The organism is Bacillus chungangensis (assembly GCF_030812995.1).
Taxonomy (GTDB): Bacteria; Bacillota; Bacilli; order Bacillales; family Bacillaceae_C; genus Bacillus_CF; species Bacillus_CF chungangensis.
Window position 1 is genome coordinate 82,357 of record NZ_JAUSTT010000008.1, and the last position, 24,765, is coordinate 107,121.

Sequence of the window (24,765 nt, forward strand, 5' to 3'; positions counted from 1 at the left end):
ATTATTTTATCAAATTATTCAAAAGAAAGCTTCTTAAATTTATTTGTTTCGCTATGGTTTCAAAGCTCGTTCTCGAAAAAGAGGGAACACATGGACGTGTTCCCTTCACAAGCAACGAAGCAATTTCCCTAAAATAATTATCTAGGGCCTCACTTATCTAAAAGATTCGGTTCTAAGGATGCGAATCCATTTCGTGGAGTATGTTTGGAAACATTCGTTGTCATACAAGTTTTTATTTTTTCATTTGGCTCATTACTTCTTCTGCAAAGTTTTCTTGGCGTTTCTCCATTCCTTCTCCAACTTCAAAGCGTACCATTTCTTTAACCTCTGCATTATTTTCTTTCACAAACTGTCCAACTTTTTGGTCAGGGTTTTTAACGAATGATTGATCTAGCAAGCAAATATCTTCAAAAAACTTGCCTAAACGGCCTTCTACCATTTTTCCAACAATTTTTTCTGGTTTTCCTTCATTTAATGCTTGTTGTGTTAATACTTCTCTTTCCCGTTCTACTTCTTCTTGAGAAACTTGCTCACGAGAAATGTATTTCGGATTTAACGCTGCTACATGCATGGAAATGTCTTTTGCAATTGCAGCATCTGTTGTTCCTTCTAATACTGTTAGAACACCAATTCGGCCGCCCATATGCAAATATTCACCAAAAACGCCATTATCTGATTTTGTTTTGATTGCGAAGCGGCGCAGTGTAATTTTTTCGCCAATTTTAGAAATAGCTTCGTTAATAAATTCGCCTAATTGTTTTCCATTGTCCATTGTTTGTTCTAAAGCTTCTTCTGCTGTTGCTGGCTTTTTCGCAAGCACATGTGCAGCAAGATCTTTAACGAGAGTTTGGAAGCCTTCATTTTTAGCAACAAAGTCGGTTTCTGAATTCACTTCGAGAATGACAGCTTCGTTACCTTGACTCATAATAAAAGTAGTCCCCTCAGCAGCAATACGATCTGCTTTTTTAGCTGCTTTGGCGATTCCTTTTTCACGCAAGTAGTCAATTGCTTTTTCCATATCGCCATTTGTTTCTGTGAGCGCTTTTTTACAATCCATCATTCCAGCGCCTGTTTTTTGCCGTAGCTCTTTTACCATTTGTGCAGTAACTGCCATTGTCAAAACCCTCCTATGTCTTTCAATCTGAATCTCTGCACAACCAAAGTCGGCAGGTTCACAAATCATCACTTTTTTTGCATTTCCCTAATTCTTTCATGAGCAAGCATGCTCTTTGCTCCTGTTTAAGATGGTTTCTCATTCACGTATTGTGGCGAAAATCTTGAATGTACAAAACGAACATGTTGTCTTAAAAAAAGGTGATAAAGGATGCATCCTTATCACCTTTTGTCTCATTCTTTTCAGCCACAAAGATCAAAGGCTTATGAATGACCCTTCCAACATTTCGCAAAGTTTTATATCGTCTCCACAAGAAACTTTAACTGAAACCAAATCATCAGGGTCTATTATTTGCATGCCCGCATGTGATTGTCTAATCAATACGATTAGGGGATATTCCCATCTTAGTCAAATACCGTTTAAACTATTCAGCAGCTGCCGTCTCTGGTGCTGGTGCTTCTTCAACGCCTTGCTTTGATTCAATAATAGCATCCGCCATTTTTGCAGTTAATAGCTTCACTGCTCTAATTGCATCATCGTTTGCAGGAATCACGTAATCAATTTCATCTGGATCACAGTTCGTATCCACAATCCCAACAATTGGAATATGTAATTTACGTGCTTCTGCAACTGCGATTCGCTCTTTTCGTGGATCGATAATGAACAGTGCATCTGGGAGTTCTTTCATATCTTTGATTCCACCAAGGAATTTTACTAAGCGATCATATTCTTTATTTAACATAACAACTTCTTTTTTCGGCAGCACTTCAAAAGTTCCATCTTCTTCCATGCGCTCAATTTCTTTTAAACGTTCAATACGCTTTTGAATTGTTTCAAAATTAGTAAGCGTACCGCCTAGCCAGCGATGGTTCACATAATACATGCCAGCGCGTTCTGCTTCTTCTTTCACAGACTCTTGCGCTTGTTTTTTCGTACCTACAAATAGTACTTTTCCACCGTTTTCAGCAAGTTCTTTTACAAAGTTGTATGCTTCTTCTACTTTTTTAACTGTTTTTTGTAAATCAATAATATAGATTCCGTTGCGCTCCGTAAAAATATATTTTTTCATTTTTGGATTCCAACGGCGTGTTTGGTGTCCAAAATGTACACCAGCCTCTAACAATTGTTTCATTGAGATAACTGACATGTTTCATTCCTCCTAATGGTTTTTAAATTCCCTCCGTTTCTTTCATTTCCGAGTAAATACTGTCCTATAAGAAACAGCACCATCTACTCAAATCCAGAAACGTGTGTAATAACACCAGAAAATAATATAACATATTGAAATGCGACACGCAAGCGATTATGACTGTTTTTGCTGAAATTTGAGCAAGAGAGCGATTTCCGTTTTTCCTTTATTTAACTTAGCTGCAATTTCATCGTTCGATAGCCCTTCCTTTTTTAATGTATGAACCTTTTCGATAAAAACATCATTTTCAGTTTTTTTGTTTTCCTCGCTGCCTTTATTCCGCGGTTGAAGGGCCTGTTTTACGATTTGTTCGGGATCGCTCTGAGGCGGACGCTTTTCCATTGCCAGCTCATAGGCTTTTGCAGCATGCTGTTTAGGGACCAGAGCAGCCACTTCCTGGATCATATTTTCATGCTTCGGAATTCCTGCGGCAACAGTTTGGGAAATTCCTTGATCAGGAAGTTTTTCTCTAGTTTCTTTACGTAGTTTTCTTTGCTGCAATTGTTCCATCTTTTGAATAAATTGCTCATTTTCTTCTTTCATCTCAAGTATATAAGTTGAAATAACATCTTCCATTTCTTTGACTATTTGATCATACTGCTTTTCCATGTTTAATAGACGATTTTGCCGTGAATATAAAAGAACAATGGATAATAATGCGATTATATTTAATATGAGAGAAAAAAACAATAATGTTGTGATCATTTTATTACCTACTGTCTACCCGTTAAAGTCAATCGATTTTCCTTTGTAAGGATGAGATTGGCGGGATGCCTGTTTTTGTTTATTTTTCTTCTTGCGGTCGCTCTCGTCATGTGTTTGTTCTTTATCAAAGGGTTCTTCATGAAGTTTTGCAGGATCTTTTTGTTCTTGCTTTGTAATGCCTTTCCTTTTCAGTTCCAGCTCTTTTTTTAGCTGCTCAGCTGCCTGTTCATTCACCATATGCCCCCGCTGCTGAAGCTGTTCTGATAGTTTGCCAGCCTCATGAGTCCGCGGCAGCGCTACTTGCATTTCAATAGATTTCAGGCTCATTCATCATCACCTCGGTAACCTATGCATTCGGTTGTAATGCTTTTCTTAAACGAAACAATGCTTTTGAATGAATTTGAGAAATTCTTGATGTTGATAAATGAAGGATCTCCCCAATTTCTGTCAAAGTTAATTCCTCAAAATAAAAAAGACTAAGGACAATTTGCTCCTGTTTAGATAGTTCGGCAATTAATTTAGTTAATTCTTCAATTGTTTCATCTTTTAGAAGATGCTCTTCAGGACAAGGAGTGTGATCATCACGCAAAACAACCTTTCGCGTTTCCCCGTCTTCATTATCTTGAAAATGTTCGTCTATGGAGAGAATGGAAGCGGTAAAATGTTCATGAAGTGTTCGATACACTTCTTCTTCTGGAATTGCTAGTTCCTTGGCCACTTCCTCAGCTGCTACGTGACGCTGTTTTTCTTGTTCAAGCTTTTCAATGACTGCTTCAATTTTCTTTGCTTTTTCTCTTGTTCCCCGCGGTAGCCAATCTTCTTTTCTTAAGCCATCAATAATGGCTCCCCGTATCCGAAAGGAAGCATATGTATCGAATTTCAAGTCACGAGAGGTGTCGAATTTGTTTAAAGCATCAAACAACCCTATCATGCCTAGGCTTTTCAAGTCTTCAATTGAAACATTGCGAGGGAGGCCGACTGCAATTCTTTGGACATGATAATGAACGAGCGGCATATATCTCTTTACAAGAGCATTCCCCGCCTCTGTATCGCGTGAATCAGTCCACGATTGCCATTGTTTTTGTTCTTCGGTTAATGTTTGATTGGCCATCGCAATCCTCCTACGTTAGTTCATCTCTTGTCCCGCCTTGCGCTGCCGTTTCATTTCTCACTTATGATGTGAGAACCTCCATTATGTTTACATAACCGGCTGCTAGCATTCCTTGAACTTCATCATGTTTTGATGACTCGCTACATGCGCTTGACGGTCTTTTTTCATCAACTTTTTATAGTAGACTACTATTCTACCTTTCATTTGGCAAAGAAAAGCAGTCATATGCTGCCTGACTGCTCATATTTCCGAAGTTCCTTTATTGACAGTTCGGACCTGAAGAATGGATGTCTCTGGATCAAATTCTATTGTTCGTCCACTATTGCCTCCAGTATCTTCTGCAACTAAACGAATATGAAGCAATTTTAGTTCTTTTTTTACTGCTTCAACATTCCGAGGTCCAATACGCATCAGTTCACTTTTTGACGAAAATTGAAACATTTGTGCTCCACCAGCAATTTTTGCCTTTATTCGATATTTGCTGGCTCCCGCCTCTACTAATATTCGCATTAACTCCTGAACGCCCGTATCCGCAAACTTTGCTTTATTGATTGCTATATCTCCTTTTGCCAACTGAGAATCAGGAAGCATGACGTGCACCATGCCAGCAATTTTTGCTGTTTCATCATAAAGAACTGCCCCTACACAAGAGCCTAGTCCAGAAGTCCTAATTGTGTCAGGAATACGGACGATATTTAAATCAGCGATGCCCACTTTTACTACCATTTTCGTGTCAACCACTCAATCCCACTCCTAATGCATTAAATATTGTTTCAAAGGATGCTGGATCAGGAAGTAAGAAAAAATGGCCTTTAATTGTTTTCGATTCATCTGAATTTTGTTCGTTCAAGGTTGTATCAATGACAATTGCAAAATCGCTTACTTGCGATACTTCAATTAATCCATAGCTAATGACTGCTCCTACCATGTCGATGCATAACGCAGGCACTGATGGATATAACGGAATCTTTGTAAAATCCGATAATGCGGATAAATAGGACCCAGAAAGAATATTTCCAAGCTCCTGCATAGCAGATAGTCCAAGCTCAGAATAGGGAGGCACTTCAAAAGAAAATGTCAGGTCGCCAGTCATTTGTTGGATAAAACGCGTCCCTTGTTCTAGAGGTAGAATAAAAAACATACTTCCCGGCGCTTCTCCTTCAATCCGAAGAAAGACGCTCACTGCCACCTTTTCTGGACCTCCTGCAAGCTCCATCATTTCATCAAACGAAACAATTCGAACACTTGGCACTTTCATGTCAATCTTTTTTCCAAGTAAAGTAGAAAGCGCTGTCGCAGCATTACCAGCGCCGATATTGCCAATTTCCTTTAAAATATCCAGATGCATGGAAGTGATGTTCTTTTTATAAGTCATTGTTCACATTCCTTTAGTTTAATGGGTGCAAGACTTTTTCTAGATTGATAAGGTTTAGTAAGCGATTGCCATGCTTTACGACACCGCTAATAAATTCTGCTTCCTTCGTACCAACCACTTCAGGCTGCGGCTCAATGGAATTGCTTGATATATCCAACACATCGTTTGCACTATCGACAATCAAGCCAACTTCCATATTATCCATTGACACAATGATGGTTCTTGTCTGTTCAGAGTACTCCATTTCATCTAGGTCGAAACGTTTTCGCAGATCAATAATCGGAGTGACAACTCCCCTTAAATTGATAACCCCTTTTACAAAAGGAGCTACCCGTGGAACCCGGGTAATATGCTGCAATTTTTCTATTGCACTTACTTGCTCTACAGAAATCGCATATTCTTTATTTTTCAATTGAAAAACAATAATTTTTTGGTCTGTAGAAATAGCCGTTTCTGACATTTAAAACACTCCTCTCTATCAGTTCAAAACATTCTTTTAATTAATTATTTCTTATGCTTATACATTTATTTAATTAATTCATTACAATCGACTATTAATGCTACTTGTCCGTCTCCTAAGATGGTTGCTCCAGATATTGCAAATACAGTAGACAAATAATCTCCTAAAGACTTTAGCACAATTTCTTGTTGTCCAATAAAGGAATCGACAACAATTCCAGCTAATTTTTCTCCTTTGCGGACAATGATAACAGAAAGGAATTCGTCCTCTTCTTCGATTTGCGGTACTTCAAATACATCTTTCAGAAAGACTAATGGAACTACTTTCCCGCGGAAATCGATCACTTCTTGATTATGTGCATTTAAAATATCGGATTTATTAATAATTGCTGTTTCAATAATAGAAGAAAGTGGAATTGCATATTTTTCCTTTTGTAATTCTACAAGCATAACGGAAATAATAGATAATGTTAAAGGAAGTTGAATGAAGAAAGTAGAGCCTTCTCCTTCAACAGAGTCGATCGTAATCGAGCCGCCCAATGATTCAATCGTTGTTTTAACAACATCTAATCCAACACCGCGTCCAGACACATCTGAAATGGTGCTAGCTGTGGAAAAGCCAGAAGCAAGAATAAGCTCGTTAACCTGCTTATCAGTAAGGTTTGCAGCCATTTCCGGTGTGACGACATTTTTTTCAATCGCTTTTTGTAAAACTTTTTTGCGGTTAATTCCGGCTCCATCGTCTTCAATCTCGATAAATACGTGGTTGCCGCTATGATATGCTTTCAGCTTTATCGTGCCTTCAGGAGGCTTTCCATTTGCTTCTCGAACCTCTGGTGTTTCAATGCCATGGTCTAGTGCATTTCTTAATAAATGGACGAGCGGATCGCCAATTTCATCAATCACCGTTCGATCTAATTCTGTTTCAGCACCAATGATTTCCAATGTCATTTTTTTATTTAAATCGCGTGCAAGCTGCCTCACCATACGTGGAAAACGGTTAAAAACAGTTTCAACTGGAATCATTCTCATCGTTAAAATAATATTTTGTAGATCACCAGATATTCTAGACATTCGTTCGACCGTTTCATCAAGTTCAGCATGATTCAAGTCACGAGAAATTTGTTCCAATCGACCGCGATCTATGACTAATTCCTCAAATAAATTCATGAGAATGTCAAGGCGTTCAATATTTACACGAATTGTTTTGTTGTTGATTTGTTTCGTTCCGACACTTTTTGATGCTTTTGCTTGATTTGCACGCTTCTCTTCCGTTTTCTTGCTTTGTACGATCGGGCCTTTTTCTGTTGGTTTAGCATCTGCTGTCTTTTCTTGCTCTAATTGCGGCTGTTGGCGAAATTGTTCAGCTGTGATAACTGCTATCGAAACTGATTCAATTTCTGACACTTTCATCACTTTCTTTTCAATGTCTTCTTTCGGCTCTTTCGTAACTATTGTAACAGTAAAGTGTTGATCAAATTGCTCTTCTTCAAGCTGCTCAACGGACGGAACTGATTTTATGACTTCTCCACATTTCTCAAGTACTTCAAACACCATGTATACACGCGCAGTTTTAAGCAAACAATCGCTGCGAAGAACGATTGTAATTTCGTAGCAAGAAAAACCTTGTTCATTTGACTGTTGTATAACCGTTTGTTCAAATTGGTCATAATCTGCGTATGTTTTTTCTGCTTGTGCAGTAGCTGCAGTCTCCTGTTGAGCAGTTGGAGAGGGAATATCACCATTTTCAATCCGTTGCAGTTGTTCGACAATACTTGTAACATCTTTTTTTCCGTCTCCGCCAGTGGCAATTGACTCTAACATCTCTTCTAAATCGTCAACAGCTAGAAACACAACATCTAAAATATCTGCTGTAACATGCAGCTTTTCATTTCGAATTGCATCAAGCACGTTTTCCATCATATGCGTTAAATTAGCTAAATCCTCAAATCCCATCGTTGCGGCCATTCCCTTTAATGTATGGGCAGATCGAAATATTTCGTTGACTATGGATAAATCTTCTGGATTTTTCTCTAATTCTAACAAGTGTTCATTACAGCTTTGTAAGTGTTCTTTACTTTCGTCAATGAATACTTCTAAATATTGACTCATTTCCATCTGGTTCCCGCCTCTCTGTTAAGTAAGCTGCTCAAATAGTCATTGAATCAGTGCGCAAAAATTTTAGGCACGATATGAAAAACGGACGGAGTGAACATTGGTGCATAAACAGGTTTTTCATCGTGCAATGACAAAATGCGGATAGATTTTCATAGACTTTTGAACATCCTCCATTACATATATTTCATGATAGCTGGTGCAATTTGATCTAAATCCTCTACATCATCAACAAGATTTGTTGCAATGGCTGCTTTTGGCATGCCAAAAACGATGCAACTGTTTTTTGATTCTGCAATGACTCTAGCGTTTCCTTTGCTTTTTAATTCTTGTAAGCTGTTAGCACCATCTGCCCCCATCCCAGTCATAATAACGGCTACTTTATCATAATCCGCCAGCTCGCTGACAGATTGAAACATCGTATCAACAGAAGGGCGATGGCCGTTAACAGCAGGGGACGTGTCGATATTGACAGCCAAACTAGAGCCAATTTTTCTTACTTTTAGATGATATCCTCCCGGCGCAATATAAGCAGTACCTCTTTGGACAATTTCTCCATCGCTCGCCTCTTTGACACGGATGTCACATAATGAATCCAAACGATTCGCCAAGGACTGGGTAAATCCCGGCGGCATATGTTGAACAACAAAAATAGGTGCTTCTATATTTGCCGGTAAAGCAGTCAACACTTCCTGCAGTGCTCTTGGCCCGCCGGTAGACGTGCCGATACAAATGAGTTTTTTACTATTTTTTGACCACCGGCTCTTTACAGCTTTTTCAGTTCTGTTTTCTTGAACGATTAAGTTGGAAGGCTTTCTTTCCACGATTTTTCGTTCTTGTTTTGTCATTTTAGCAAGATTAACTTTACTAGCGGATAAAACTTTTCCGATAATGTCATCTTTCACCTTGTGCAAGTCAAGTGATATGGAACCTGATGGCTTGGCAACAAAGTCAATCGCACCATATTGCATTGCAAGCATCGTATTTTCTGTTCCCTCTTTCGTTGTACTTGAAAGAATAACGATCGGAACTGGCATTTCCTGCATAATTCTTTGCAGCGCCTCTAGTCCATTCATTACTGGCATTTCAATATCCATCGTCATCACATCTGGCGATAGGCTTTTCACTTTTTCTATCGCATCAAGGCCATTCCTTGCTATGCCGCATACTTCCATACGTGGATGCCCTTCTATAATATCTGTTATTAATTTGCGCATAAATGCAGAATCATCTACGACTAGGACTCTAAGTTTCTTCATCATTATGACCGCCCTTCGAAAATAGTCGACGAAGCTTATCTACAAATTTAGGCTTAGTTGAAACCGATGCTGTCAACGGAATGCCAGTTAGATAGCTTTCTAACATTTTCTCAATGTTCCATGCTGCTGGTGATCTAGGAAATGCCAAATAGAATGGTTCTTGTCTCGTTACCGCTTTTCTAACATGTATATCTTCTGGAATAGTTCCTAAAATGGTTACATCCTTATGTAAAAACTGGTTCATGACTTTTTGTAGTCTTATCAGTGTTTGCTGTCCTTCTTTTTCACTATCTGAACGATTGCAGATAAGATAGAAAGAACATGTTTTTTCTTGCAGATGAATAAACTTCATCATTGAATAGGCATCGGTCATGGAGGTTGGTTCTGGTGTTGTAACGACAAAAATGTCATCTACTGAAAGTAGAAACTGAATACTTGATCCTGTTGCACCTGCACCCATATCAAAGAAAATAACATCAAAATCATATTGAAGAGCCTCCAAGCTATCAAGCAATTTGTCTGTTAATTGGTTAGTAAAATCCAATACTTCTGCAAATCCGTTTCCACCTGCAATGAACCAAATGCCGCCTGGCCCTTGATAAATTAGTTCCTGTATATGTAATGAATGCTGTAGGTAATCTGTAATCGTGTAACGAGTTTGCATCCCTAACAAAAGATTCGTATTGCCCATACCAAGATCCAAATCAAAAACCAAGACTTTTTTTCCTTTTTTCGCCATTGCCAATGCTGTACTGATCGTAATATTGGATTTTCCTACTCCTCCCTTCCCACTAACAACTGCAATTGTTTTTGCTGCTTGTTTCTCTTTATTTCTTAATTTCATCCGCAGTTTTTCCGCTTGATCCATTATTGCTCTTCTACCTTCAATAAGTATTCAGCAAGTACCTTTGGACTCGCTTCAATCATATCATCAGGAACGTCTTGACCATTCGTAACATACGCAACTCCGATTTTATAATCAAAAATAAGATTCAGCATTGAACCATATGCAATTGTTTCATCAATTTTTGTAAAAACAAATTTGTCAATCGAAATGGAGGAAAAATTATGAATGATTGCTCGTAAATCTTTTTCTTTCATGGAGAGAGAAAGCGCAAGATAATTCTCCATTTCCTGTTCAAAGTCGATGATTTTCTTTAATTCGTCCATATATTGAGGATCTCGATAATTCCTGCCTGCTGTATCAATAAATATCAGGTCATAATCATGAAATTTGTCGACAGCTTTTTGGAAGTCCTCTCTTTTATAAACGACTTCAAGCGGAACATTTAACAAATTTGCGTAGACTTTTAATTGTTCAATAGCGGCAATTCGATAAGTGTCCGTCGTGATAAAGGCAACCTTTTTGTTTTTTTCCAGCACCTCATGAGCAGCCATTTTCGCTAGCGTTGTTGTTTTCCCAACACCTGTAGGTCCTAATATGTTGACAAATCGTTTCTTTATTGCTCCTCCATGTTGGAAAGAGGAAAGTTGTTTCTCAACGATCTCTCTCGTCCATTCTTTTAATTCGCGAGAGGACACTTCTTCATTTTTATTACGCCATTTTTCCAGCAATTTTTCTGAAATAGCCTGCTGATGTTTTTGTGCTAATTCTTGCTCCTCTAAATGTAAGAGCCAATTTTGAAGAAGTACTGGATAATGAGCAGTCGCTAAATGCCCAGGGGCGGACATCGTTTGAAGCATCGATTTTAATGATGCTACCTCTTGATAGAGTTTCTGATCATCCGCCGCTGCAGTTCTGGTTGGTACATTCCGCTGTAATTTAGGAGTACTATTTTTAACAGCTGTCTTTACAGGATTATTTTTCTTTATTTGTTTTACCTCTAAATCTACTGCTGCAATTACTTCGATATTTTTCTTTTTAAAAAGCCCCAAAAATCCAGAAGTAGTAATTTTTTTCGAATGAAGAATGATGGCGTCATCACCAAGCTCAGCTCTCACCCTTTTCATAACTTCAGGCATGGTTGGAGCGACATATTTTTTTACTTTCATTCGATATTCACCACCCCTACACTTTGCACTTCAATGTTTGCCTCTAGTTCGTTATAGGACAGAATCGGTACTTGTGGAAAGTAACGCTCTGTCATTTGGCGTACATACATGCGTACCGCAGGGGAACATAACATAATTGATGATTCTCCCGAAAGCGAACGTTGTTCAATTTGAGCAGCCATTGCCTCCAGGATTTTTTGTGATTCAGTAGGATCAATTGATAAATAGTTGCCATGATCGGTTTGCTGAACCCCATCTGCAATTAGTTTTTCAACTCTTCCAGATAAGGTGATGACTTTTAACGTTTCTTCGTTTTCTGCATATTGATTAGTAATTTGTCTTGCCAATGCTTGACGCACATACTCTGTTAATAAATCAGTGTCTGTGGACATTTTTCCATAATCAGCAAGTGTTTCGAAAATAATCGGTAAATTGCGTATCGAGACATTTTCTTTTAATAGTTTCGCAAGGACTTTCTGAATCTCTCCAATAGAAAGTGGATTTGGCGTGACTTCCTCGATCAATATCGGGTAAGTCTCTTTGACATGATCGATCAATTGTTTTGTTTCTTGTCTTCCTAATAGTTCATAGGCATTTGCCTTAATCACTTCTGTTATATGCGTTGAAACAACAGAAGGTGGATCGACAACCGTATATCCGAGTATTTCTGCCTGTTCTTTTGTACTTTCTGTAATCCATTTTGCAGGCAATCCAAAGGAAGGTTCAACTGTATCGATTCCTTCTAATCCATCATCTTCCATCCCAGGACTCATCGCCAAGTAGTGATCTAATAAAAGTTCGCCTTTCGCCATCTCATTGCCTTTTATTTTTAAGCGGTATTCATTTGGTTCGAGTTGAATGTTATCACGAATTCTCACAACCGGGATAACGATGCCTAGTTCTAAAGCGAGCTGTCTCCTAATCATGACAATGCGATCTAACAAATCTCCTCCTTGATTTGTATCCGCTAATGGGATTAAACCATATCCGAATTCGAATTCAATTGGATCAACATTTAATAGATTCACAACGCTTTCTGGACTTTTCATCTCGTCTGTTTGTGCTTCTTCTTCAAGCTCTAATAGTTCTTCCTCATCCTGCTTCGGCTGACGGGAGAGCATAAAGCCGCCAAATACAAGAATCGCAGAAATAGGCACAGTTAATAAATTATTAATCGGCGTGAAAATACCTAATGCGAAAATGGTAAATGCCGTAATAAATAGCAGCTTTGGATAAGCAAACAATTGGCTTGTAATATCCTGGCCCAGATTATTATCTGAAGCAGCCCGAGTAACAACTATGCCTGTAGCTGTTGAAATTAACAGTGCTGGAATTTGACTGACGATCCCATCACCTACTGTTAATAGGGAGAACTTGGTTACTGCATCGCCAAAACTTAAATCAAGCTGAAGCATACCGATAATAATCCCGAAAACTAAGTTGATAACAACGATAACAATTCCTGCAATTGCATCCCCTTTAACAAACTTACTAGCCCCATCCATGGAACCATAAAAATCAGACTCTTTGCTTACTTTTTCACGTCTTTCTCTTGCTTCGTGCTCAGAAATCATCCCCGCATTTAAGTCAGCGTCAATACTCATTTGCTTTCCTGGCATTGCATCGAGGGTAAAGCGAGCTGCAACTTCTGATACACGTTCAGCCCCTTTTGTAATAACGACAAACTGAATGACGATTAGGATTAAGAAAACGACCATTCCCACTAATACATTTCCACCAACTACAAACGTTCCGAATGTTTCAACTACATTTCCAGCATCTCCTTTTGACAAAATAGACCGGGTTGTAGAAACATTTAATCCAAGTCTAAACAATGTCAACAATAGCAGCAACGATGGAAAAATAGAAAATTGCAACGGTTCTTTCATATTCATCGTCGTTAACAAAACGATGAGTGCAAGAGAAATATTAATGATAATGAGTACACTTAATAGTACTGGCGGCAACGGAATAACCAGCATCGCAACAATTAAAATGACACTAAATAAAACTGAAACATCTCTTGCTGACATTGTTTTTCGCTCCTAACTTTAAGGGTTGTTCAACAAGTCCGGGAAAAAAGAGCTTTTAAAATGCAGCATCTGCTTACATCTCCTTGCACACGCTTGAAAGCCGTGCGTTCCGGTTCTTGAAAGTCTGTTCTTCCTTGAACTTTTAAACTCTTTTTGTCCTCTTTTTTGAACACGCACTATAAGGTGAAACTTGATCAAATTGGGCTTTTATCATCCCAATGAATAGTTGATTTACAGGTTATCTTCCACTTCATTTGCTTTGTGGAAAGGTCATAACTGACGTAGGCAGAGGAGAAAGTGAATTCACCGTTTTTCTTTCTTTTTATTAAGATGAGATTTTTAGTATATTGCTGGTGAACTTCTTTCATCTCAGTATAGAATGAAGCCACATTGATCTGCGATGCTGATTTTAGAGGCTATTCTTATCCTATCAGCCTACATTTAGCGTTAGAGGTGAGAAAAACACCTCACCAAACTTTCCAAGCTCTTACGAGTTCATGCGAGATAAACATTAAATTTTGTTTTTGATTCGATAAACATATGCTAATATTTCAGCGACCGCTTTGAAAAACTCTTCGGGTATCGCTTCGCCAATCTCTGTTTGATCATAGATAGCCCTTGCTAAGGGACGGTTCTCCACCATGACAATTTCATGCTCATTTGCAATCAGTTTGATCTTTTGAGCGAGAAAGTCGACGCCTTTCGCAATAACAATCGGAGCATCTGCTTTTTCTTCATCATACTTCAAAGCAATAGCGTAATGGGTCGGGTTTGTAATAACAACATCTGCCTGCGGAACCTCTTGCATCATCCTCCGCATCGCCATTTCTCTCTGCCTTTGTTTTATTTTTGATTTGATTAATGGATCTCCTTCGCTATTTTTATACTCATCCTTAATATCTTGCTTGGACATACGAATATTTTTTTCAAAATCATAACGTTGGTATAGAAAGTCAAAGATAGACAGAAATAATAATGCGATTGATGCAGCGATACCCACTTTTGTTACAAGATGTCCAACTGTTTGTAAAGCATTTGGGACTGTTTTAAAGGATAAGTACAAAACCTCATCAATACTGAGCCATAAAACGAGAAAGGTGATCGATCCAACGAATGAAATTTTCAATACCGATTTCAGCAGCTCCACTATCGCTCTAAGTGAAAATATCCGTTTTAATCCTTTGATAGGATCTAATTTTTCTAATTTAGGCTTCATCGGCTCTGTCGTAAATAGAAACCCAACTTGCAAATAATTAGCGACTAAACCAGCTACAAGGGCAATCGCCATAACCGGTGCCAGTATCAATGCAGTTTCTGTTAAAATGTCAACCAACACCATTTGGATATTTGTTTCCGTCGGCTCAAGCAGCATATATTCTTGGAAAGAGTGGCGAAAGATATTAAAAACACCTGATCCCATATAAGAGCCTGCAAAAGTAAGAAACAAAAAGATAAGAAGTAACCCAATTGCTGTGTTAACGTCCTGGCTTTTTGCTGTTTGTCCTTTTTTTCTGGAATCTTGTCGTTTCTTAGGTGTTGCTTTTTCCGTTTTTTCGCCAGCGAAAAATTGTAAATCCAGAGAGAGCCATTTCATCGTGTTTCACCTATCAATTTCATAATATCTCTCATGACGATAAACATCGTCTCAAATAATTGCTGGACGACGAGTAAAATAACGCCCATTACAATCATTAACATGATAAAACTGACAGCAATCTTTATCGGAAATCCAACAACAAACACGTTTAATTGTGGAACTGTACGAGCTAGAATGCCGAGTGTTACGTCTACCAAAAATAACGTTGCTATTACAGGGATTGCCATTTGAAATGCAATCACAAACATGCGATTAAAGGCAAGAATAACATATTCTACTAAACCTTCATGCCCGAATGGAATCGCAACTTGATCAATTGGAATAAATTGATAACTATAAAAGATGCCATCCAATATCATGTGATGACCGTTTACTGCCAATAGCAGCAAAAGAGCAAATGTATACAAGTATTGACCAACTAGTGGACTTTGGGCACCAGTTTGCGGATCAATAACGTTAGCGATTGCGAATCCCATTTGAAAGTCGATAAATCCACCTGCTATTTGAATAGCAGAAAAAATAATGTAAGCCATTAATCCAATTAAAAGACCAACAAGTGCTTCTTTCATCACAAGCAGAAAATATTCCCCATTTATTGAAAAAGCAGGGACATCTATCGTATAATACATGAGCCATGATAGAAAAAAGGCAAGCCCGATACGATACATTGTAGGAATCGTTCGATAGGAAAAAAATGGCATTGTGACGAAAAATGCTGATACTCTAACAAATACAAGTAAAAAAACAGAAAGCATCGGGACTAATTCTTCCATCCTATCAACCTACAAAACGTGTTAAATTTGTTAAGATTTCATTGGCAAAGGAAATGACTTTGGTCAGCATCCATGAGCCAAAAAAGACGAGACCGACTAAAACAGCAATAATTTTTGGAATAAACGCCAATGTTTGTTCTTGTATTTGAGTTGTTGCTTGAAAGATACTTACAGTCAGTCCGACAACAAGCGCTAGCAACAATAACGGTCCTGCTACAATAAGTGTTGTAAAAACTCCTCTTTCTGCCAAAGAAATGACCATTTCAGCATTCATTTAACCTTCACCTTCTTGTTCTATTCCACCGAATAAGCTATCTGCAAGACATTAAAAACTATGTATGTTTTATATCTAGGCGTTTTTTCGTTATCCAAAGCTTTGCAATAATGATTTCACAACTAAGTACCAGCCATCCACAAGGACGAATAATAATATTTTAAAAGGCAATGAAATCATCACTGGCGGCAGCATCATCATTCCCATTGACATTAAAACACTTGCAACAATCATATCTATGACTAAAAATGGAATGAAAATCATAAAGCCAATTTGAAAGGCTGTTTTGATTTCACTAAGAGCAAAAGCAGGTACTAGTGTTGTTAACGGAATATCTTGAATCGATGTCGGCTTCGGTGCTTTTGAATACTCAAGAAATAATTCCAAATCTTTTTGCCTTGTATGATTGCTCATGAATTCTTTAAATGGACCTGAAGCTCGTACATACGCTTCTTCTAGATTAATTTCTTCATTAAAAAGTGGTGACAATGCCTGTTCATTTACTTGGCTAAACGTTGGCGCCATAATGAAAAATGTTAGAAATAAGCTTAAACCAATTAATACTTGGTTCGGCGGCATTTGTTGTGTAGCAAGTGATGTTCTAGCAAAGGATAACACGATGATAATTCTCGTAAAGGATGTCATGAGAACAAGAATACTAGGTGCGAGTGATAGAACGGTTAGCAGCAGAAACAGCTTGACAGCAATTGATACATTTTCAGGAGAGCTGCTATTAAAAAATTCCATAAACTCATTCATCCAATTTCTGCTCCTTTTGTTCCATTTCTTTCATGGCTTTCTGACGATTCTTTTTGATTGTTGTTAATTGCTCCTGCAATTGATGTTCAAACGATGCTGTTGATGAATCAGTCTTTTGCGGAGACTTTCTTTTCGTTAGCCATTTTGTCAAAACATCCCTTGACTGAAGCATTTGCTCCGATTGTTCATTGTAATGTTCAAGAAAAGCTTTATACTCCTCTTCATCGTCGATTTCACGCAAAAGCTGCACATTTTCACCGACGCCTACAATTAAAATTCTATTTCCAACTCTAACCAGTTGAATAGAACGGTTGCCGCCAAGAGACGTTCCACCGAAATGATGAATAAATTGACTTTTTTGATATGCTTGGCTTTTTTTGTTTACAAATTTCAAGAGAAAATACAAAAGTCCAACGACAAAAAGGAGCGCAGCAATCATTTTGACAACATCTAGCAGCCCGACCCCAGGGGGCGATGCTGCCCCTTCTTTAGATGGTTGAATGCTCTCATTCGTTTCGGCAGGCTCATCGCAGCCTTCTGTAGATTCAAGGCAATCTTTTACACTTTTATCGATCGCATATGTATGGGCAATAGCTGATTGCCCATACAACATACTGAGCGAAAGTAGACATGATAACATAATAAATAAAGCTTTCCGCAAAATTCAGGCACCTTCTTAATATAGGTTTATTCTAATGTTTTTTGGATTGCTTCTACGACACGGTCTGCTTGGAAAGGCTTCACGATGAAGTCCTTTGCTCCCGCTTGAATTGCATCGATGACCATCGCTTGCTGCCCCATTGCGGAACACATAATAATCTTGGCATCTGGATCAAAGTTTTTAATTTCTTTTAATGCCGTAATTCCATCTACTTCTGGCATCGTGATATCCATCGTAACAAGATCTGGCTTATGTTCCTTATACTTCTCAATTGCTTGTGCGCCATCAGCAGCTTCTCCAACAACATCAAAACCATTTTTCGTTAAAATATCTTTAATCATCATTCTCATGAATGCTGCATCATCTACTATTAAAATCTTTTTTGCCATTTCTTTTACCTCCGTCGTCAATCGCTCTATTTAAGTTTTTTCAGTCGATCTGTTTGACTCATAATATCAGTGACGCGTACACCGAAATTTTCATCAATTACAACGACTTCGCCTTTCGCTATTAATCGGCTGTTAACTAAAATATCTACTGGTTCTCCAGCTAATTTATCCAATTCGATAATGGAGCCAGAACTAAGATCCAGTATTTCCTCTACAGGTCTTGTCGTCCTTCCAAGCTCAACAGTTACTTGCAAAGGAATATCTAAGAGCATATTTAAGTTCTTTACTTCAGATTGCTGCATTCCTTGACTTTCAAAATTAGAGAAGACAGCTGGCTGTACATTTGTCGGCTGCGCCGGCTGATAAGCTGGCTGTGTATAATGAAAACTTTCCGGTTGAGCAAATTCCTGATATTGCTCTTGGCTGCCACTAGGCATTGCTTGTCCTCCTTGAGCAAATGGCTGTTGATTTCCAATTGCTGTTTTTTCTTGAGCTGGTGGTGCAACTGTAGCGGTAGTTTCCGCTTTCCCAGCATTAACGTCACTTCCCTCTTGCTGCATTAGATCAGTGACAAGGTCTTTTGCAAAATCAAGTGGCAAAAGCTGCATGATATTAGAATCAATTAAGTGACTTACAGTTAGCCGAAAAGAAACACGAACTAATAAATCTTCAGGAGGGATCTTCTCTGCACCCTCTCCTTGAGCGAGATCAAGCAAGTCGATGGAGGGCGGGGAAATATCTACACGTTTACTAAAAATGGTAGACATTGAAGTTGCAGCTGAGCCCATCATTTGATTCATCGCTTCTTGGACGGCGCTTAAGTGAATATCGCCTAATTCATCTGTTGGATTTTCTCCATTGCCTCCAAGCATTAAATCTGCAATTATCGCTGCATCTGATTGTTTAATAACCAATAAATTGATGCCGGAAAATCCTTCTGTATAACTTACCTGGATCGCTACATATGGGTGAGGAAATTCATCCTCTAAATTATTCCGATCTACAAGGGAAACAGCAGGTGTTGTGATTTCCACCTTTTGATTCAACAGTGTAGATAATGCAGTTGCAGAGCTGCCAAAAGAGATGTTTCCAATTTCCCCCAGCGCATCTTGCTCTATTGGTGATAAATGATCATCAATCGCAACTTCTTTATTTTGTTCAGGCGCTGGCTCATCTGTGTTGCCGTTTAACAATGCGTTTATTTCATCCTGAGAGAGCATGTCATCACTCATCATCGTTCTCTCCCTCCTTTAAGATTTCTAATATTTGTACCGCTAGTTTCTTAGAAGATTGACCTGGCTGAGCCATAAATTTCGGAATTTGCCCAACTTTTACAAGCAATGGCGCTTCAATGTGCTGTTGCAGCTCTAACACATCGCCAATGCCAATCGAAAGGAAATCCTCAACAGTTATTTGTGCATTTCCAAGCTCTGCTACAATTGGAACATAGGCTTTTTTAATTCTTTTTTCCAATATCGCTGCTTCTTCAGGCAATCGTTCTTTATTGTTTGTCTGCATCCAATAATGTACAGAAAGCTTTGGAATAATTGGCTCTAGTACAACATGCGGAATACAAATATTAATCATTCCAGAAGTATCGCCGATTGTTGTGTTGAGAGAAATCACAACGACAGTTTCATTTGGTGATACCATTTGCAAAAATTGTGGATTCACTTCTAAATCTGTTAATACTGGATTGATTTCTGTAATAGTTGACCATGCTTCTTGTAAATATTCGAACGTTCGTTCAAATAAATTGCGCATAATCTTTGTTTCAATTTCAGTAAGGTTATCAATTTTATTGACACTTTCTCCTTTTCCGCCAAGAACGCGGTCAAGCATGGCGTAGCCGATATTCGGATTCACTTCCATTAGGATTCTGCCATCTAAAGGAGGCACCTCAAAGACATTTAGAATCGTCATATTTGGAATCGATCGAATAAATTCCTCATATGGAATTTGGTCAGCTGATGCCACACTAATTTGCACATAAGTCCGCAACTGAGCCGAGAAAAAAGTCGTCATTAATCTGGCAAAATTCTCATGTACCCTTGTCAAGCTGCGAATCTGGTCTTTTGAAAACCGCAGTGCTCTTTTAAAATCATATACTTTCACTTTTTTCTCTTGTTCTTCTTTTTTCAATTCATCAGCACTCATTTCACCAGTTGAAATGGCTGATAATAGTGCATCAATTTCGCTTTGTGATAATACCTCTTGAGACATAGGCGACACCCATTTCAAATGATTTAAAGAAAACGCAGAAAGCGTATTTGCTCCTCAATGATGGATGAAGGTGCTGTCGATTTTTGGCGACGAGTGAAAGCTCTCAATCTAGTTCCATTGTACCACCTTTTATTCCTGTTTGGCCATCTGAACCTATATCGAGACCTAGCACATTTTATTGAGGAGAGCTATTTACTTATTGTTACGTGTTCAATCAGTACGTTTGAAAGGCTATTAGTCTAAACTATGCCTCTACTGAACAATATGAGAAGTAATATACACCTTCACGATTTCTCCATTCTCCATCAATTCATTGATTCTTGTTTTAATCGTATCTTCAAGCTTGTGTTTGCCTGAACGACCGTCTAATTCCTCTGATTTCATTTCTGATAATTCTTCAATGATTGCATTTTTCACTTGGAAATCACGCTTTTCCAATTCTTTTTTTGCTTTTTTATTATCGGTTTGGATTTTAAATGAGATACGAATAAAATCATTACTTGCTAGATTTGTAGTAATTTCCTCAATATCTACCGATGCTTCGAGAACTTCATCAATAGATGGATTTTTCTTCGGGATATTATTGTTATTCATTGTATAGACTACAGCTAGCGCTATACCTCCAACTAGCAGAATAGCTACGACTAGAACCATGATAATGGTAAACACATTATTCTTCATGACCAATTCCCTCCGGCTTCTCTCCAAGAAGATTCACTGTTTGATAAAATTGGAGAATACGTTCCCTTACCAAGTTGTCTGATTCAGCGACGACAAATTTACGGCCATTTGTTAATGTAATGGTTGTGTCAGGGAATGTCTCTATCGTTTCTATGTATAGTGCGTTAAGCATAAAGGATTTGCCGTTTAATCTTGTTACTGTTATCAAAGCAGTCAGGACTGAGGAAGCGCCCTCAGCCCTGTCCCTCCCTTACTTATCGTTTAAGGTTAACCAGTTCTTGCAAAATTTCATCAGATGTTGTAATAATCCTTGTATTCGCTTGGAAGCCCCGCTGTGCAACAATCATTTCTGTAAATTCTTCCGAAAGGTCGACGTTGGACATTTCTAGAGAACTAGCTGCAATCGTACCACGGCCGTCACCTGCAATTCCAATGTTAGGTGTCCCTGAATTGACACTCTCTTGTAGTAAATTGCCTCCCGTTCTCATCAAACCTGAAGGGTTACTAAACTTTGCAATCGCGAGAATCCCGACTGTTACTACTTCCCCATTCGAGTAAACACCGCTAATTTCTCCAGAAGCACCGACACTAAAGCTTGTCAGCTTACCTTCCTTATTGCCATCTGGCTTCACTAGAGGAGTAGATGCGCCTTCTTTACCAGTAAGAGCAGATACGTCGGGTTTTATATCTACTACCCTAGGAGTTGTCTCTCCCTCTGCTGGAGGTAGTGGGATTTTCCATACTTGCGGATTAGTTGTAGTTAATTTTCCATTATTATCGAATTCCACTGAACCAAGCTCAACTGGTTGAGCAGGTGGATCAGCAGGTAGAGCAGGTGTAGTCATCGTCCACCCATTACCTTTTTTTGTAAACGTCACCTCTATCTTATGTTCTACGCCTTTTTCATCTACAACTTTTATTTGTTCAACAATTTCCGAACCTTCTGTTGCATCCTTAGATAAATTCCCGGTTAATGTTACATTTTCCGTCTTTTTAGCTGGTAAAGTCGCATTTGGATTAAGCATAATATCGCCATAATCTCTTGATCTCTCACCTTTTTCATCTACTTTGTAAGCTTGTACTTTCAAGCCGGCTCCATTCACGATTGCTCCCGTTGCAGGGTCCAAGCCAAATTTTCCGTCACGCGTATAATAATGCTCATCGCCTATTTTAACGAGAAAATAACCATCACCTTCAAGTGCGAGGTCAAGCGATCTTCCAGTTGTTTGCAAACCGGATTGTGTATCGATAATATCGATAGTGGCAATGGTTGCGCCAAGACCTACTTGTTTCGGATTGATGCCACCTCGATTGCCTTGAGCGCCACTAGCACCGGATAATGTTTGACTCATCATATCTTGAAAGGTAACCCGTCCTTTTTTAAAACCATAGGTGTTCACGTTGGCGATATTGTTACCAACTACATCGAGTTTTGTTTGGAAGTTTCTCATTCCACTAATTCCTGAGTACATGGATCTTAACATGTTCTGTACCCCTTTCCGTTTTTATTTACATCTACCTAATGTTGAGCTGTCTCTATCCATCAACAGCTCTAGCTTCCTTTAAAAGGTCCAGCTATTATCATCGGCTCGCCATTTTTCTATATTCAGCCTTTAAAACGAACAAATGATTAGTCTAACAAGATTGTGCCATTTATATTTGTGAAGATTTGTGAACTAGCTTCATGGCGATTCATTGCCGTAATGACTGTCTGATTTTTAGCACTAACGATGAGTGCAGCATCTTTCAAGATAACCAAAGATTCATTGACACCTTTTGTTTTCGCTTCGTAAATTTTTTTACTGACTTGATTCCACGTTTTGTCATTAATAAAAATGCCACGTTGTTCCATTCTTTCTCCGGCATGTTTGCTAATAGTAAGCTGGTGTGTATCTTTGTTAATTTCTTGCTGCAAATGCGCTGAGAATCGTTCATTTACTGATCGCTCTCTTATAGCAGGTTGTTGAAACAGCTGCTTAGGTGCTAATGTCTGCACAGGAATTTGGTGTAAAAAAGATTTTACCATTCAACCACATCCCTATGATCCAACTTTTATGATTTTATCTGCGCTTACTTTCTCATTATCTGAAAAATAAAGCCAAGTGGTACCATCTTTGATCGCAACAGAAGTGACAATGCCATTTTTTTCTTGTGGATCCTTGCTTTCATCATCTTCTATCCATGTAACCTCTTTGTTAATCAGATAACTTGCTTGAATAAGAGGAGAATCAATCGTTCCACTTTTTACGTCTGAAATATTTCCAGGTTGAAGAATCGTACCATCCTTCAATACCAGTTCCACTGAATCTCCTTTAAATTGAACCATTTGCACGACTCCCGTTCCATCTAAAATAACGGGGGCTTTTCCTTCTTCCTCGACGATTTTATGCCAAGCTACTTGCTTGCCGATAAACTGATTATACGCCATCAGCGTCGATTGCTCTTGTGTCTGTGCAAGCTTCTCAAAGGAGCGAGCCATGTTCATCATTTGCTCTAATGTCGAAAATTGAGCTAATTGGGCAATGAAATCTCTATCTTCCATCGGGTTTAATGGATCTTGATTTGCTAGCTGCGCCATTAATATCTTCATAAAATCATCTTTTCCTAAATTATCTCCCTTAGGCACCCGTTGTACCGGTGAGAAAATTAAATCGGGATCAATTGTCGTAAACATATTATCACCTACACTTTCATTTCTAGTAAGCTTTCCTGTAAAGCATCAGAAAAGACTGGCCGCTGCTCTTCTTCATCATTGAAGCGTTTCGCCTGCTCTTCTTTGTGCTGTTCTGACGCTTGCTGGCCGTGCTGTCCTTGCTGATGACGCTCAAAACGTTCTGCATCCTGCTGTTGATAGCTAATATCAATTTTATCAACTTGAATATTTTGCTGTGAGAATGCGTGTCTTAGACTGTGTAGTTGTGAATCCAGCATTTCTTTTGCCGCTTGCGTAGATGTAAGCATTCGTGCAGTCAACAATCCGTTCTGCTGAACAAGCTCCACCCTTAAAGTGCCAAGATGCTCTGGATAAAGCTTAATCATCAACCTATTCATATTTGGTGTCTTCATCAGCTGCGATTTAGATAGAATATTTGTAAACTGCTTGATCAGCTGCTCCTGGTCCACAGGCTTATTATCTTTACTAGCAAAAATAGTGAATTGTTCTATTTTTGTTAACGGCTGGTTATTCATTTGCGTACTTACTTGATTACTCATTTTGTCTCCAAGCGTTTCGCCTGCTGCTTCTTTCACCATTTCTGCAGCGGGTATACGAATTGGGCTTTCTCCAGTTGCTGCCAGCCTTTGCAACAATTGCTGATCAGCATTTCTGCTTTCTTCATCTACAAGCTGGGAAAATGTCCGTTGTAAAACCGATTGCTGTTCTTGAGCCCGCACATTTTCTATCATCGCTTCAAGCTTTGATGCAACTGTAGCAAGCTGATCGGTTATCGTAGATAAGCGTTGAATATTTGATAGAGATAAATCTTGCGATGCTTGCGTTTGCTGAACTGCTTTACTCATTTTCGCCAGCACCGCAAAGCTTTTCATCGCTTCCCCTTTTATGGATGATTCATCCATCTGCGATAGTATATTTAATATCTTCTCGAAACCATCCAACAGCTTTCCTGACTGAATAAGTTCATTTGCTTCTCGTAATGGAACAGAAATTGGAGCGTCCTGTTCAAAACGACTGATCATCATCAACAATGCCGCTTCCATCATCTTCTGAAGCTCATCTTCAGGAATGTCAAGCATCTCGCTTAACAACGGTATATCCACTTCTTGTTCAGCAGGAAGAATCTCTTGGAATAAAAACGTGTTTATAAAGTGCAATGCCCCTAGAAGTTCATCCACTAGATTCTCTTGTTCTGGTGCGATCGGCTCGATCATCTCTACTTGATTTCCTTGTGCTGCGCTCGCCAACAATGCTTGAAAGGTACCTCCGAGCATTGGCTGTTTAGCATTTGTAGCTTGCGGAAAATTTGTGTTCAGACTTTCAGTTCCAAATAACATTGGTATATTCATTGTTTTCACCTC

General features: G+C 38.7%; 27 protein-coding genes. All 27 read right to left on the bottom strand.

What is annotated here, in order from left to right:
* Window positions 1-232 precede the first annotated feature (232 nt).
* The 27 genes from tsf to J2S08_RS08235 all read right to left on the bottom strand — a co-directional run bounded on the left by tsf (window position 233) and on the right by J2S08_RS08235 (window position 24,753).
* Window positions 233-1,114 carry a translation elongation factor Ts gene (gene tsf / locus J2S08_RS08105; protein ID WP_307228403.1) on the bottom strand — a complete coding sequence of 294 codons (882 nt, stop codon included), beginning with the start codon at window positions 1,112-1,114 and terminating at the stop codon, window positions 233-235.
* 424 nt (window positions 1,115-1,538) lie between these two features.
* On the bottom strand, window positions 1,539-2,261 hold the full coding sequence (gene rpsB / locus J2S08_RS08110) for a 30S ribosomal protein S2 (RefSeq protein WP_307228405.1): 723 nt from the start codon (window positions 2,259-2,261) through the stop codon (window positions 1,539-1,541).
* A 156-nt stretch (window positions 2,262-2,417) separates the two neighbouring features.
* On the bottom strand, window positions 2,418-3,008 hold the full coding sequence (locus tag J2S08_RS08115) for a hypothetical protein (RefSeq protein WP_307228407.1): 591 nt from the start codon (window positions 3,006-3,008) through the stop codon (window positions 2,418-2,420).
* A 15-nt stretch (window positions 3,009-3,023) separates the two neighbouring features.
* A complete protein-coding gene (locus tag J2S08_RS08120; RefSeq protein WP_307228409.1) occupies window positions 3,024-3,335 on the bottom strand; it encodes a hypothetical protein in 312 nt (103 codons plus the stop codon).
* 19 nt (window positions 3,336-3,354) lie between these two features.
* Entirely contained in the window at window positions 3,355-4,119 is a 765-nt protein-coding gene (locus J2S08_RS08125) for a FliA/WhiG family RNA polymerase sigma factor (protein WP_307228411.1), read from the bottom strand.
* Window positions 4,120-4,359: 240 nt separating this feature from the next.
* A complete protein-coding gene (locus J2S08_RS08130) occupies window positions 4,360-4,845 on the bottom strand; it encodes a chemotaxis protein CheD (protein WP_307228575.1) in 486 nt (161 codons plus the stop codon).
* Between the two features lie 7 nt (window positions 4,846-4,852).
* Complete coding sequence (locus tag J2S08_RS08135) at window positions 4,853-5,494, bottom strand: chemotaxis protein CheC (protein WP_307228413.1); 642 nt, start codon at window positions 5,492-5,494, stop codon at window positions 4,853-4,855.
* A 13-nt stretch (window positions 5,495-5,507) separates the two neighbouring features.
* The gene (locus J2S08_RS08140) at window positions 5,508-5,954 is read right to left on the bottom strand and encodes a chemotaxis protein CheW (RefSeq protein ID WP_307228415.1); all 447 of its coding nucleotides are present in this window, start codon (window positions 5,952-5,954) and stop codon (window positions 5,508-5,510) included.
* Window positions 5,955-6,019: 65 nt separating this feature from the next.
* Window positions 6,020-8,071, bottom strand: coding sequence for a chemotaxis protein CheA (locus tag J2S08_RS08145; protein ID WP_307228417.1), 2,052 nt, complete (start codon window positions 8,069-8,071; stop codon window positions 6,020-6,022).
* 173 nt (window positions 8,072-8,244) lie between these two features.
* Complete coding sequence (locus J2S08_RS08150) at window positions 8,245-9,327, bottom strand: protein-glutamate methylesterase/protein-glutamine glutaminase (RefSeq protein ID WP_307228419.1); 1,083 nt, start codon at window positions 9,325-9,327, stop codon at window positions 8,245-8,247.
* Entirely contained in the window at window positions 9,314-10,195 is an 882-nt protein-coding gene (locus tag J2S08_RS08155; RefSeq protein ID WP_307228421.1) for a MinD/ParA family protein, read from the bottom strand. Before J2S08_RS08155 ends, J2S08_RS08150 begins: the two co-directional genes overlap by 14 nt.
* A complete protein-coding gene (flhF, locus tag J2S08_RS08160; RefSeq protein ID WP_307228423.1) occupies window positions 10,195-11,340 on the bottom strand; it encodes a flagellar biosynthesis protein FlhF in 1,146 nt (381 codons plus the stop codon). The genes J2S08_RS08155 and flhF overlap by 1 nt, the downstream gene beginning before the upstream one ends.
* The gene (gene flhA / locus J2S08_RS08165) at window positions 11,337-13,373 is read right to left on the bottom strand and encodes a flagellar biosynthesis protein FlhA (RefSeq protein WP_307228425.1); all 2,037 of its coding nucleotides are present in this window, start codon (window positions 13,371-13,373) and stop codon (window positions 11,337-11,339) included. Before flhA ends, flhF begins: the two co-directional genes overlap by 4 nt.
* A gap of 511 nt (window positions 13,374-13,884) precedes the next feature.
* Window positions 13,885-14,967 (bottom strand): flagellar biosynthesis protein FlhB, encoded by a 1,083-nt coding sequence (gene flhB, locus J2S08_RS08170; protein WP_307228427.1) that lies wholly within the window; start codon window positions 14,965-14,967, stop codon window positions 13,885-13,887.
* A complete protein-coding gene (fliR, locus tag J2S08_RS08175) occupies window positions 14,964-15,743 on the bottom strand; it encodes a flagellar biosynthetic protein FliR (RefSeq protein ID WP_307228429.1) in 780 nt (259 codons plus the stop codon). The genes flhB and fliR overlap by 4 nt, the downstream gene beginning before the upstream one ends.
* Window positions 15,744-15,747: 4 nt before the next feature.
* Entirely contained in the window at window positions 15,748-16,017 is a 270-nt protein-coding gene (gene fliQ, locus J2S08_RS08180) for a flagellar biosynthesis protein FliQ (protein WP_307228431.1), read from the bottom strand.
* Window positions 16,018-16,107: 90 nt separating this feature from the next.
* Window positions 16,108-16,776: a flagellar type III secretion system pore protein FliP gene (fliP, locus tag J2S08_RS08185; protein ID WP_307228433.1), complete on the bottom strand. Its 669-nt coding sequence runs from the start codon at window positions 16,774-16,776 to the stop codon at window positions 16,108-16,110.
* Window positions 16,769-17,437, bottom strand: coding sequence for a flagellar biosynthetic protein FliO (locus J2S08_RS08190; protein ID WP_307228435.1), 669 nt, complete (start codon window positions 17,435-17,437; stop codon window positions 16,769-16,771). Before J2S08_RS08190 ends, fliP begins: the two co-directional genes overlap by 8 nt.
* 26 nt (window positions 17,438-17,463) lie before the next feature.
* Window positions 17,464-17,826: a response regulator gene (locus J2S08_RS08195; protein WP_307228437.1), complete on the bottom strand. Its 363-nt coding sequence runs from the start codon at window positions 17,824-17,826 to the stop codon at window positions 17,464-17,466.
* A 26-nt stretch (window positions 17,827-17,852) separates the two neighbouring features.
* Complete coding sequence (gene fliY, locus J2S08_RS08200) at window positions 17,853-19,061, bottom strand: flagellar motor switch phosphatase FliY (protein WP_307228439.1); 1,209 nt, start codon at window positions 19,059-19,061, stop codon at window positions 17,853-17,855.
* Window positions 19,051-20,049, bottom strand: a complete 999-nt coding sequence (gene fliM, locus J2S08_RS08205) for a flagellar motor switch protein FliM (RefSeq protein WP_307228441.1) — start codon at window positions 20,047-20,049, stop codon at window positions 19,051-19,053. The genes fliY and fliM overlap by 11 nt, the downstream gene beginning before the upstream one ends.
* A 252-nt stretch (window positions 20,050-20,301) precedes the next feature.
* Window positions 20,302-20,730 (bottom strand): flagellar basal body-associated protein FliL, encoded by a 429-nt coding sequence (gene fliL, locus J2S08_RS08210; protein WP_307228444.1) that lies wholly within the window; start codon window positions 20,728-20,730, stop codon window positions 20,302-20,304.
* Window positions 20,720-20,938, bottom strand: coding sequence for a flagellar FlbD family protein (locus J2S08_RS08215; RefSeq protein WP_307228445.1), 219 nt, complete (start codon window positions 20,936-20,938; stop codon window positions 20,720-20,722). The genes fliL and J2S08_RS08215 overlap by 11 nt, the downstream gene beginning before the upstream one ends.
* Window positions 20,939-20,984: 46 nt before the next feature.
* Window positions 20,985-22,214, bottom strand: coding sequence for a flagellar hook protein FlgE (locus tag J2S08_RS08220; RefSeq protein ID WP_307228447.1), 1,230 nt, complete (start codon window positions 22,212-22,214; stop codon window positions 20,985-20,987).
* Between the two features lie 146 nt (window positions 22,215-22,360).
* A complete protein-coding gene (locus J2S08_RS08225) occupies window positions 22,361-22,756 on the bottom strand; it encodes a TIGR02530 family flagellar biosynthesis protein (protein WP_307228449.1) in 396 nt (131 codons plus the stop codon).
* Window positions 22,757-22,768: 12 nt separating this feature from the next.
* Window positions 22,769-23,404: a flagellar hook assembly protein FlgD gene (flgD, locus tag J2S08_RS08230; protein WP_307228451.1), complete on the bottom strand. Its 636-nt coding sequence runs from the start codon at window positions 23,402-23,404 to the stop codon at window positions 22,769-22,771.
* 8 nt (window positions 23,405-23,412) lie between these two features.
* Window positions 23,413-24,753 (bottom strand): flagellar hook-length control protein FliK, encoded by a 1,341-nt coding sequence (locus J2S08_RS08235; RefSeq protein ID WP_307228454.1) that lies wholly within the window; start codon window positions 24,751-24,753, stop codon window positions 23,413-23,415.
* Window positions 24,754-24,765: the final 12 nt, after the last annotated feature.

What these genes read in the sequence shown, in the direction of transcription:
- tsf (WP_307228403.1), bottom strand. Translation starts at nt 1,114, where the DNA reads ATGGCAGTTACTGCACAAATGGTAAAAGAGCTACGGCAAAAAACAGGC.
- rpsB (WP_307228405.1), bottom strand. Translation starts at nt 2,261, where the DNA reads ATGTCAGTTATCTCAATGAAACAATTGTTAGAGGCTGGTGTACATTTT.
- J2S08_RS08115 (WP_307228407.1), bottom strand. Translation starts at nt 3,008, where the DNA reads ATGATCACAACATTATTGTTTTTTTCTCTCATATTAAATATAATCGCA.
- J2S08_RS08120 (WP_307228409.1), bottom strand. Translation starts at nt 3,335, where the DNA reads ATGAGCCTGAAATCTATTGAAATGCAAGTAGCGCTGCCGCGGACTCAT.
- J2S08_RS08125 (WP_307228411.1), bottom strand. Translation starts at nt 4,119, where the DNA reads ATGGCCAATCAAACATTAACCGAAGAACAAAAACAATGGCAATCGTGG.
- J2S08_RS08130 (WP_307228575.1), bottom strand. Translation starts at nt 4,845, where the DNA reads ATGGTAGTAAAAGTGGGCATCGCTGATTTAAATATCGTCCGTATTCCT.
- J2S08_RS08135 (WP_307228413.1), bottom strand. Translation starts at nt 5,494, where the DNA reads ATGACTTATAAAAAGAACATCACTTCCATGCATCTGGATATTTTAAAG.
- J2S08_RS08140 (WP_307228415.1), bottom strand. Translation starts at nt 5,954, where the DNA reads ATGTCAGAAACGGCTATTTCTACAGACCAAAAAATTATTGTTTTTCAA.
- J2S08_RS08145 (WP_307228417.1), bottom strand. Translation starts at nt 8,071, where the DNA reads ATGGAAATGAGTCAATATTTAGAAGTATTCATTGACGAAAGTAAAGAA.
- J2S08_RS08150 (WP_307228419.1), bottom strand. Translation starts at nt 9,327, where the DNA reads ATGAAGAAACTTAGAGTCCTAGTCGTAGATGATTCTGCATTTATGCGC.
- J2S08_RS08155 (WP_307228421.1), bottom strand. Translation starts at nt 10,195, where the DNA reads ATGGATCAAGCGGAAAAACTGCGGATGAAATTAAGAAATAAAGAGAAA.
- flhF (WP_307228423.1), bottom strand. Translation starts at nt 11,340, where the DNA reads ATGAAAGTAAAAAAATATGTCGCTCCAACCATGCCTGAAGTTATGAAA.
- flhA (WP_307228425.1), bottom strand. Translation starts at nt 13,373, where the DNA reads ATGTCAGCAAGAGATGTTTCAGTTTTATTTAGTGTCATTTTAATTGTT.
- flhB (WP_307228427.1), bottom strand. Translation starts at nt 14,967, where the DNA reads ATGAAATGGCTCTCTCTGGATTTACAATTTTTCGCTGGCGAAAAAACG.
- fliR (WP_307228429.1), bottom strand. Translation starts at nt 15,743, where the DNA reads ATGGAAGAATTAGTCCCGATGCTTTCTGTTTTTTTACTTGTATTTGTT.
- fliQ (WP_307228431.1), bottom strand. Translation starts at nt 16,017, where the DNA reads ATGAATGCTGAAATGGTCATTTCTTTGGCAGAAAGAGGAGTTTTTACA.
- fliP (WP_307228433.1), bottom strand. Translation starts at nt 16,776, where the DNA reads ATGAATGAGTTTATGGAATTTTTTAATAGCAGCTCTCCTGAAAATGTA.
- J2S08_RS08195 (WP_307228437.1), bottom strand. Translation starts at nt 17,826, where the DNA reads ATGGCAAAAAAGATTTTAATAGTAGATGATGCAGCATTCATGAGAATG.
- fliY (WP_307228439.1), bottom strand. Translation starts at nt 19,061, where the DNA reads ATGATGAGTGATGACATGCTCTCTCAGGATGAAATAAACGCATTGTTA.
- fliM (WP_307228441.1), bottom strand. Translation starts at nt 20,049, where the DNA reads ATGTCTCAAGAGGTATTATCACAAAGCGAAATTGATGCACTATTATCA.
- fliL (WP_307228444.1), bottom strand. Translation starts at nt 20,730, where the DNA reads ATGAAGAATAATGTGTTTACCATTATCATGGTTCTAGTCGTAGCTATT.
- J2S08_RS08220 (WP_307228447.1), bottom strand. Translation starts at nt 22,214, where the DNA reads ATGTTAAGATCCATGTACTCAGGAATTAGTGGAATGAGAAACTTCCAA.
- J2S08_RS08225 (WP_307228449.1), bottom strand. Translation starts at nt 22,756, where the DNA reads ATGGTAAAATCTTTTTTACACCAAATTCCTGTGCAGACATTAGCACCT.
- flgD (WP_307228451.1), bottom strand. Translation starts at nt 23,404, where the DNA reads ATGTTTACGACAATTGATCCCGATTTAATTTTCTCACCGGTACAACGG.
- J2S08_RS08235 (WP_307228454.1), bottom strand. Translation starts at nt 24,753, where the DNA reads ATGAATATACCAATGTTATTTGGAACTGAAAGTCTGAACACAAATTTT.